At 72.9% G+C, this 1,859-nt stretch carries 1 protein-coding gene; it reads left to right on the plus strand.

Going from position 1 to position 1,859, the window contains the following annotated elements:
• Window positions 1-1,694 (plus strand): DUF2637 domain-containing protein (locus E1265_RS35940; RefSeq protein ID WP_132935134.1); only part of this gene is annotated, 1,694 nt, incomplete at its 5' end.
• Between the last annotated feature and the right edge of the window lie 165 nt (window positions 1,695-1,859).

A 1,859-nucleotide genomic window follows, 5' to 3' on the forward strand; every position in this document is an offset into this window, starting at 1 on the left:
CCTCGGCCCTCGTTTCGGAGACGCCGCCCGTCGTTTCGGACGCGGCCGGCACCGTTTCGGGGACGCCGACCGGCGTTTCGGAGACGGCTCCCGAGCCCCGGCGGGAGGTCTCCCGGAGCGTCAAGATCGCGCTCGGGATCGGCACCGTCGTCGGCGCGCTGCTCATCGGCGTGATCGGCTTCTACCTGTCCTTCGGGAACCTCTCGTTGGCCGGCCACACCATGTTCGGGTTCTCCATGGAGGACGCGCCGCTGTTCGCGATCGGCGTGGACGCGGCGATCGTGACGTGCCTGGTCATGGACCTGTTCATGGCCGCGATCCGCACCTCCTGGCCGATCCTGCGGCTCCTGGCCCACACCATGACCGGCGCGTCGATCTACTTCAACGCCGCAGCTCACGGCGCCATCAGCGAGAACATCGACAAGGCCATCTCGCACGGCCTCATGCCGGTGCTCTTCGTCATCGGCACCGAGGCCGGCCGCCGGATCCTCGTGCACCAGGCCGCGCTGCCGGCCGACCACGACGTCATCCCCGGCCACCGCTGGATCCTGGCCCCACGCTCGACCTGGCGGATCTTCCACACCATGCGGATGTGGCGGGTCGGCTACGCCAAGGCCATGGAACGGCAGCGCGAGCGGGCCATCTTCGACGCCTGGAACGAGTACAAGGCCCACCTGGCCAAGTCCAAGTTGGCTGAGGGCAGCGAGGAAGCCCTCGCCCTGCTGCCCAAGCGCCTCGCCCCGTTCGGCCTCACCGTCGACGAGGCCCTGGCCCTGCCCGACGCGATGGCCCGCCAGGAGCTGCGCCGGCAGCAGGAGGCCGACAAGCGCGCCCGCCAGCTCGAGCTCGACAAGGAGCGCGCCGAGCACGAGGCGGAGAAGGAACGCATCGCGCACCGCAAGGAGAAGAGCCTGCTCAAGGCCGATCTGAGGGCCGCTGAGGGCGTCGCTGCGGCTAACTCCGACGCGGCGATCGCCGCCGCGCAGACCCAAGCGCAGGCGACCGCGACGGCCGCCGCCCGAGCCGCGGAGTTGGAGGAGACGGCGCTGGAGTCGGCGGCCGTCGCGGAGGCCCGGGCCCGCCGGGCGGAAGCGGACCGCAAGGAGGCCGTGGAGCGCGAGGCCCAGGCCGCCGCCGACGCCCGCGCCGCAGAGTTGGAGCGGCGGGCGGCAGAGCAGCGGCAGGCGGCCCGCGTCGCTGACGCGGCCGCGGAACTGGAGGCCGCCGCGAAGGAGACGGCGGCCGCTGCCGAAGCCCGCCTCCGCGCTGCCGAAGCCGACCAGCTCGCCGCCGAAACCGAGCGGGACGCTGCCGAAACCCGGCGCGCCGCTGCCGAACTCGACCGGCTCGCCGCCGACGAAAAGCGGCGCCAGGAGGCGGCTCTCGCTGAGACGCTGCGCGCTCGGGAGGCTGCCGCCGAAGCCGAGCTGCGTGCTGCCGAAATGCGGTTGGCCGCTGCCGAAATCGAGGAGCGTGCGGTCGAAATGGAGGACCGGGCGCGACTGTCCCCGAGGCAGCGAGCGGTCCTGAAGGTGAAGCGCATGATCGAGGCCGCCGGCGGCCTGCCCGAGGCGGTCGCGTTGGCGGACATTCAGCGGGAGTGCGGGGTGTCCTCCCCGGCGACCGCGTCCGAGTACCGCCAGGAGGCCGCGCAGCTCCTGGCGGAAGGGGCCGCCCGGCCCGACCAGGCCTAGCCCGCCCTTCCCCGCACCACCTGTGGGGCCGCGCCGAACACCCGGCGCGGCCCCACTCCTGTTGTGACCTGCATGTTCTGGCGTTGCTGCTGCCGCTCCCGACCATTCCCCTCCCGGTCGGGCGCGGTTGTGGGACCGCCAGGCCCCCGCCCTTCAACCCACCAC

This window comes from Streptomyces sp. 8K308 (assembly GCF_004348315.1).
In the GTDB taxonomy this organism is placed as follows: domain Bacteria; phylum Actinomycetota; class Actinomycetes; order Streptomycetales; family Streptomycetaceae; genus Streptomyces.